Raw genomic sequence first — 8,243 nt, forward strand, 5'->3', positions numbered from 1 at the left:
ATGTCTAAACCAAAAATTATAGCATTTTATTTGCCCCAGTTCCATCCAGTTAAAGAAAATGATGAATGGTGGGGAGAAGGTTTTACTGAATGGACTAATGTAGGTAAAGCTAAAAAATATTACTCTAAGCATTATCAACCTAGAATTCCAGCTGATTTGGGCTATTATGATCTAAGAATTAAGGAAGTTCGTTTTAAGCAGGCTGAAATGGCTCGTGAGGCTGGAGTGGAAGCATTTTGCTATTGGCATTACTGGTTTGGTAATGGGGATCAATTGCTTGAGAAGCCTTTGGAAATGGTTGTAGAACATGGTGAGCCAGATTTTCCATTTTGTTTAGGCTGGGCAAACCATGATTGGTCAAAGAAGGATTGGAATGTAGATGAAAATAGATTGTCGACAACGCTTTTGAAGAAGCAATTATATCCTGGAATCGACGATTATAAAGACCATTTCTACGCTATGCTGCCTACTTTTAAAGATCATAGATATTTCAAGGTTGATGGTAGACCTCTCTTTTATATATATGATTTGCCTGCGATTCCAGATTTTAGTGAATTTAAAGCTGTTTGGGATAGTCTAGCCCAGGAAAATGGTTTGTCGGCTTTCTATTTTGTAGCAAACTTAACGGATAGTTCTAAGCTACACACAAAGCCTTATTCTGATTGTGACGGTGTAAATCTTAACCTTAAAAATAATGCCTTCTTGGGAAATTATAATCGCTATATGAGATGGATATCATATTTTGTTCCAGTTCCTCTTAATGTTGTTTCTTATAAGAAAGCTATGAAGTCGTGGTTATCCGATCTTTTTAAAGAAAAGAAGGTTTACCCCACTATAATTCCTAATTGGGATCACAGCCCTAGGGTGGGAAAAGCAGGAACTATTATTCATAATTCGACTCCAGCTTTATTTGAACAACATACTAGTCAAGTTTTAAATTTAATTAAGGAAAAAAGCCCTTCAGACCAACTTGTATTTCTTAAATCTTGGAATGAGTGGGCTGAAGGAAATTATATGGAACCAGATTTGAAATTTGGAAAAGGGTATATAATTGCGCTAAGAAATGCAATAAAAAATTTGAAAAAGTAATCCTTATGTCACAAGACCCATTTCCATTTATCTCGGTAATCATACCAATGTTTAATAGGGAGTCCCTAATTGCAGATACAATAAATTCTGTTCTTCAGCAGACTATTGAGATTCCCTTTGAGATTATTGTAGTTGATGATGGCTCACAAGATAGTTCCGCAAAAGTGGTAGCTGATATTAAAGATAGTAGAGTAAGTTATTGTTATCAAAAAAACTCTGGGGCTAACAGAGCGAGAAACCACGGAGTAGAAAAGGCAAGAGGAACTTTTGTTGCTTTTTTAGATTCTGATGATACATTTTTACCAAATCACTTGAAGCAATGCTATCAACAAGTTTCGAATAGCAGAAATATAGTGGTCTATAGTAAAATTATTGTTGATCGAGGTAATGGTAATATGTTCACAAAGCCACCCCGAGCTCTTTCTGAAAATGAACATATGTCGGAATATCTCCTTTGTGATAGAGGTTTCTTGCAGACGTCGACATTATTCATGTCCAGAGATTTAGCCAAGAGTGTAAAATTTGACGAAGAATTACCTTTTGGTCAAGATACTGATTTTGCGATCAGATTGTATTCTCATGGAGCCCAGTTTGTAATGCTCGACAATCCTACTGTAATTTGGAGAGATTTGGCTGATAACAAGCGTGTTTCTTCGAGTACTTCCTTTTTAGTAAGAGAGGCTTGGTTAGAAAAGAGTAAAGGAATAATTACTAGCAGGGCAGATATCGGAGACAGAGGATGGTTTGTAGCTAAAGCTTATGCACGTAACGGAAAATATATGAAGGCAGCTAGCTTATATCTGAATGCGGTCACCAAAGGTTGTTATAGTTTCAAACTGTCTCTTACCATAGGTTTTCAGATTTTTTTTCCACCGTCACTGTTTAGAAAAATGGCAGATGTTTACGTTTCTAAATTCAAGAAATAATGGGAATCAAGACAATAAATTTTTGTGATATAGAGTTAGTTTGTGTATCTCGTGACGAATTTGCAAAATTTGCTATTGAAAAATCTCGAGAGTTTCAGTGTGCTATTTCTTATTCGTTAAATGGGGAGAGCTTGGCTAAATATCACTATGACAAGTCATTTGCGCCCTTATTGCTAGAAGCTGATTACATTCATGCAGACGGTATGTCTATTGTAGCTGCTTCGAAAAGAATATGCGAAGTTGGGCTTCCAGAGCGCATTGCAACCACCGACTGGTTTCACGATGTCGCCAGGCTATCTGAGCAAACAGGAGAGGGTCATTATTTCTTAGGTGGCTCAGAAGATACTATACAGAAAACTATAGCGAACGTTCGAAAGCAATACCCAAAATTAAATATTGTAGGTTTTAAAAATGGCTATTTTACCGACAATGAGTTATCCATCGTACTAGATGATATTCGGTATAAGAAACCGCATATTATTTGGGTAGGGCTTGGGAGGCCTAAACAAGAAGAAGTTTCTGTCCTCATAAGAGATACTTGTGAGGTAGGATTAATAAAAACATGCGGCGGATTGTTTGATTTCTTGTCGGGTAATAATAAAAGATCTCCTATGGTTTTGCAGAAATTAGGATTAGAGTGGCTCTATCGACTATCTTTAGAACCGAAAAGATTATTTAAACGGTATTTAGTAACAAATAGTCAATGTTTATCTATTTTTTTTAAATTCTATCTTAAGAAATAAAGGTAATATGTCTCTAATCAACTAATGAAATGAGCCTAATGTTAAAAGATCAATAGTAAGGATATTAATTGCAATTGTTATGAAAATAAAAAAAATCACCTGCATAGGCGCAGGCTACGTTGGAGGACCAACAATGTCTGTTATAGCCCAAAAGAATCCAAATGTAGAAGTTACTGTCGTAGACTTAAATGAAGCACGAATTGCCGCATGGAATGATGATGATTTAAGTTTATTACCTGTCTACGAGCCAGGATTGGATGCGGTAGTCGGCGAAGCACGTGGACGTAATCTGTTTTTCTCTACGGATGTGGATAAGGCGATCGATGAGGCCGATATGATCTTTATTTCGGTCAATACGCCTACCAAAACCTATGGTAAAGGTAAGGGGCAAGCTGCTGATTTAAAGTATATCGAGCTATGTGCACGTCAGATCGCTGCAGTGGCTAAATCGGATAAGATTGTTGTCGAAAAATCCACCCTTCCTGTTCGTACAGCAGAAGCCTTGAAATCTATTTTGGATAATACAGGAAATGGGGTTAATTTCCATATCCTATCCAATCCAGAGTTTCTAGCCGAAGGTACCGCAGTAACCGATTTACACAATCCCGATCGCGTCTTGATCGGCGGCGAAGATGCTGAAGCTATTGAAGCATTGGTACAGGTTTATGAAGCCTGGGTGCCCCGTGAACGGATCTTGACAACCAACCTTTGGTCATCTGAGCTGTCTAAGTTAGTGGCAAATGCCTTCTTAGCACAACGTGTCTCCTCTATTAATGCCATTTCAGAACTTTGTGAGGTTACCGGTGCAAATGTAGATGAGGTTTCCCGCGCGATCGGTCAAGATTCTCGGATCGGTGCTAAGTTTCTGAAGGCGTCTGTAGGTTTTGGCGGGTCTTGTTTCCAAAAGGATATCCTGAATCTGGTCTATATCGCCAGAACGTATAATCTACATGCCGTTGCGGATTATTGGGAGCAGGTGATCCTGTTAAACGATCACCAGAAATCCCGCTTTGCCGAAAAGATTATCAAAACAATGTATAATACGGTGAATGGAAAACAGATCGCTTTTTTAGGCTGGGCATTTAAGAAAGATACAAATGATACCAGAGAGTCTGCAGCCATCTATGTAGCTGATCACCTTTTGGAGGAAGAAGCTAATATCATTGTGTACGATCCAAAAGTATCTGCCGAGCAGATCTACAAAGATCTGGATTACCTGGGTACGCGCTCGCCAGAAGAAAACCGGCGTTTGGTGAAGGTGGTAACTGATCCGTATGAAGCATTGGACGGAGCGCATGCGATAGCGGTGTTAACGGAATGGGACGAATTTAAAGGGTACGATTGGGAAACTATCAAAGAGGGAATGAAGCGTCCTTCTTTTGTGTTTGATGGTAGAAAATTACTGGACCGTAAACAGTTGGAAGAATTGGGTTTTTCGTATTACGCAATAGGGGAATAAATATTTAGTATTTTATGATTTATAAAGGCATATAGCAATGCGCAAAAAATTCCATACACTGTTCCCGGATACACCGGATAATGAAGTCCGGCACGTATATAGTCCATACCGGGTATGCCCTGTGGGCGCACATATTGATCATCAGCACGGGCATGTTACCGGCTTTGCACTCGATCATGGCGTCGACTTTTTATATGTACCTACCGAGACGGGTGTCATCAATCTCTTCAGTACAGATTTTGAAGGCCAGGTACTGTTTCCATTAGGTGCCATCCCCCCCAAATACGACAGTTGGGGACGTTACATACAGGCCGCAATCTATACGGTTTCCAAAAAAGGTGAAGTTAAGTTCGGTGTACAGGGGCTGATCTGCGGATCGCTTCCCGTGGGTGGGTTGTCATCTTCGTCCGCGGTATTACTGTGTTATATCATGGCATTGGCCGATGTCAATGACATACCGGTAGACGAACATGAACTGATCGAACTGGCTTTCCGTGCGGAGAAAGAATACATCGGTCTAAGTTTGGGTAAATTGGACCAAAGCTGTGAAGTGCTTTCCAAAAAGGACCATTTGCTTTATTTAGATACCAAGGATGACTCTTACAAGCTGATACCTAAGCCTGCAAATATGCCGGACTTCGATATTCTTATATTTTACAGTGGGCTTACCAGAACATTGATCAATACGGGATACAACACCCGTACTGATGAGTGTAAGGTAGCTGCGTTTTCCTTATTGGCCTATGAAGGGCTGCCCTATGATGCATTCACCAATACACGCCTGCGTGATGTGGACCGGAAAGTCTATAACAAATGGAAGCACCGCCTGCCCGATGCGCTGGCCAAAAGGGCCACACATTTTATGACAGAATACGAACGTGTAGATCATGCGGTGGAAGCATTTACCAAAGGAGATATCGATATGCTGGGCGCAATTATGTTCGCCTCTGGAGACAGCTCGATCCAGCAATGGGAATCGGGATGTCCAGAAATGATCAGCCTGTTCGACGCCATAAAAGAAGCCCCGGGGGTCTACGGAGGGCGTTTCAGCGGTGCCGGGTTTAAGGGCTGCTGTGTAGCGCTGTCGAATCCGGAATACCGGGAAGAGGCCATAAAATATGTCACGGATGCCTACATCGGTAAATACCCGGAAATGGAAGGGCAATATGAGGTGCGGGTATGTAAAACGGCTGATGGAGTTAGAAGGGTGAGTTAGATATTAGGTGTTAGGAGTTAGGAAATAGGTGTCAGATATTTAGGAGTTGGAAGACCTTTTTGTCATCCCGACTTCGGAGGGATCTAGGGAATCCCGTCATTGCGAGGAGGAACGACGAAGCAATCTTACGCATTAAAGAATAAAAAATGAAAACGATCATATTAGCGGCAGGTTACGCCACACGTTTATACCCTTTGACAAAGAACTTTCCCAAGCCACTGCTTGAAGTGGGCGGAAAGACCATATTGGATCGTTTGATCGAATCTGTTGATGAAATAGAGGAAGTTGACCAACATATTGTGGTGACCAATGCAACATTTTATTCCCATTTTGAGGATTGGAAGGCAAAGTCCAGCTACAAAAAGGAAATAGTTATCCTCAACGACGGAACCACGAGTAACGACAACCGCTTGGGAGCGGTGAGGGATATCTTGTTTGCCATCGAGGCGCTACAGATCACTGAAGATATTTTGGTGCTGGCAGGTGATAACGTGACGACATTTTCTTTTGGAAACTTTGCCGCATATGCGAAAGAAAAAGGAACGAGCTGCATTACCTGTCATGAAGAACCGTCGATCGCGGCACTCCAGAAAACAGGAGTGCTGGAGACAGACGATAATTTTAGGGTCATCGCCATGCACGAGAAGCCCGAGAATCCACCTTCGCATTGGGCGGTACCCCCATTCTACTTTTACAGGGGCAGCGATCTGCCGTTGATACACAGGGCACTGGGTGAAGGATGCGGATACGATGCGCCGGGTAACTTAGCCGCTTGGTTATGTAAGCAGACGGACGTCTATGCATGGCCGATAAACGGTGCCCGTTTTGATATCGGAGATCTGGCCGCTTATGAAAAGGCGCAAAAGGAGTTCAATTAATGGCAGAAGAATAAATAGTTATAAATATACAAACCGGCGAAGAGGCAAACCGAGCTTGCGAGCTCATGGATTCCTTCAGGAAAATAAAGGATCATCCATAATATGCAGATTCGCACATTCGCAAAAGAAAATGGAATATAAAAAAATACTCGTTACCGGTGCTGCGGGCTTTATAGGATTCTACATAAGCAAATTGCTTTTGGAAAAAGGTATCACTGTTGTCGGTCTGGATAATATCAATGACTACTACGATGTTAACCTGAAGTATGCACGACTTCAGGAATTGGGCGTGAAGAGAACAGAGGCAGAGAACTGGAACCATGAGGTTATTTCTGATAGCTACCCCTCGTTTAAGTTTGTACGCATGAACCTCGAAGACCGTGAGGCGCTGCCTAAAATCTTCGGGAACGAAAAGTTCGATGCGGTCATCAATCTGGCCGCACAGGCGGGTGTACGTTACAGCCTTGAAAACCCGGAAGCCTATATTGACAGCAACATCGTTGGATTTTTGAATATATTGGAATGCTGCAGGCACCAGAAGGTTGGGCATCTGGTGTATGCATCCAGTTCCTCGGTATATGGAGAGAACGGTAAGGTGCCATTTTCAGAGGATGACCGGGTAGACTATCCGGTAAGTCTGTATGCTGCGACAAAGAAAGCAAACGAACTGATGGCACACACCTATAGCCACCTGTACCAGATTCCAACTACGGGCCTTCGCTTCTTTACCGTATACGGCCCATGGGGGAGACCGGATATGGCGCCGATCCTTTTTGCATCGGCCGTTACCGAAGGGCGCCCGATCAAGGTGTTCAACAATGGCGAAATGAGCCGCGACTTTACGTTTGTCGAAGATATCGTCAATGGTATTGTCATCTCCCTGGAAAATCCGAAACAAGAGAAAGCACCTTATCAGGTATTTAATATAGGAAACGGCTCTCCGGTAAACCTGCTTACGTTTATCGAGACCCTGGAAGATGCCCTGGGAACAAAAGCGAAAAAAAATATGTTACCCATGCAGCCGGGCGATGTGCCGCGCACCTGGGCAGATACAGCACATCTGAATGCGTTGGGCTATGAGAGCAAGATCTCGATACAGGAAGGTGTCCAAAAATTTGTAGCTTGGTTTGTTAAGTATAACAGTAAATAAGATCATGAAAAAGACGATACTAATCACCGGAGGCGCCGGCTTCATAGGTTCCCACGTAGTCCGCGAGTTTGTAACCAAATATCCGGAATACCAGATTGTGAATCTGGATGCGCTTACCTATGCAGGTAACCTGGAGAACCTAAAGGATATTGAGGACGCACCAAACTACAGCTTTGTCAAAGCTGATATAACCGATGCCGCCCATATCCTGGATGTCTTTAAGCAATACCTGCCCGATGGAGTAATCCATTTAGCGGCGGAATCCCATGTGGACCGCTCGATCACGGATCCTACCGCCTTTGTGATGACCAATGTGATCGGTACGGTAAACCTGTTGAATGCAGCAAGGGAAATCTGGAAGGACAGCTACGAAGGTAAGCGTTTTCACCATGTCTCCACGGACGAAGTATTTGGAGCGTTGGGCGAGACAGGTCTTTTTACGGAAGATACCAAATACGATCCACATTCCCCGTATTCGGCATCCAAGGCCTCTTCCGACCATTTTGTACGCGCATACCACGATACCTACGGTCTTCCGATGGTGCTGACCAACTGTTCGAACAATTACGGTCCCAACCACTTTCCGGAAAAGCTGATCCCGCTCTGTATCCACAATATCCTGAACAACAAACCGCTCCCGATCTACGGAGACGGAAAATATACCCGCGATTGGCTATTTGTCATCGATCACGCAAAGGCCATCGACCTGGTGTACCATAATGGTAAAAACGGGGACAGTTACAATGTGGGCGGGTTCAACGAGTGGCAGAACATCGATCTGG

8 protein-coding genes are annotated in these 8,243 nt (G+C 42.8%); all 8 read left to right on the plus strand.

Features of this window, described 5'->3' with window-relative positions; genetic code table 11:
* Window positions 1-1,089, plus strand: coding sequence for a glycosyltransferase WbsX family protein (locus FAZ19_RS22365; RefSeq protein ID WP_136823001.1), 1,089 nt, complete (start codon window positions 1-3; stop codon window positions 1,087-1,089).
* A gap of 5 nt (window positions 1,090-1,094) precedes the next feature.
* Complete coding sequence (locus tag FAZ19_RS22370; RefSeq protein ID WP_136823002.1) at window positions 1,095-2,015, plus strand: glycosyltransferase family 2 protein; 921 nt, start codon at window positions 1,095-1,097, stop codon at window positions 2,013-2,015.
* Window positions 2,015-2,758, plus strand: coding sequence for a WecB/TagA/CpsF family glycosyltransferase (locus FAZ19_RS22375; protein ID WP_136823003.1), 744 nt, complete (start codon window positions 2,015-2,017; stop codon window positions 2,756-2,758). Before FAZ19_RS22370 ends, FAZ19_RS22375 begins: the two co-directional genes overlap by 1 nt.
* 79 nt (window positions 2,759-2,837) lie before the next feature.
* Window positions 2,838-4,217: a nucleotide sugar dehydrogenase gene (locus FAZ19_RS22380; protein WP_136823004.1), complete on the plus strand. Its 1,380-nt coding sequence runs from the start codon at window positions 2,838-2,840 to the stop codon at window positions 4,215-4,217.
* A gap of 37 nt (window positions 4,218-4,254) precedes the next feature.
* The gene (locus FAZ19_RS22385) at window positions 4,255-5,433 is read left to right on the plus strand and encodes a GHMP family kinase ATP-binding protein (RefSeq protein WP_136823005.1); all 1,179 of its coding nucleotides are present in this window, start codon (window positions 4,255-4,257) and stop codon (window positions 5,431-5,433) included.
* A gap of 146 nt (window positions 5,434-5,579) precedes the next feature.
* Window positions 5,580-6,311 carry a nucleotidyltransferase family protein gene (locus tag FAZ19_RS22390; RefSeq protein WP_136823006.1) on the plus strand — a complete coding sequence of 244 codons (732 nt, stop codon included), beginning with the start codon at window positions 5,580-5,582 and terminating at the stop codon, window positions 6,309-6,311.
* Window positions 6,312-6,441: 130 nt separating this feature from the next.
* Window positions 6,442-7,461 (plus strand): NAD-dependent epimerase, encoded by a 1,020-nt coding sequence (locus FAZ19_RS22395; RefSeq protein ID WP_136823007.1) that lies wholly within the window; start codon window positions 6,442-6,444, stop codon window positions 7,459-7,461.
* A gap of 4 nt (window positions 7,462-7,465) precedes the next feature.
* On the plus strand, window positions 7,466-8,243 hold a 778-nt coding region (gene rfbB, locus FAZ19_RS22400), incomplete at its 3' end, for a dTDP-glucose 4,6-dehydratase (RefSeq protein ID WP_136823008.1).

Origin of the sequence: Sphingobacterium alkalisoli, assembly GCF_005049105.1 — a bacterium.
GTDB classification, from domain to species: Bacteria; Bacteroidota; Bacteroidia; order Sphingobacteriales; family Sphingobacteriaceae; genus Sphingobacterium; species Sphingobacterium alkalisoli.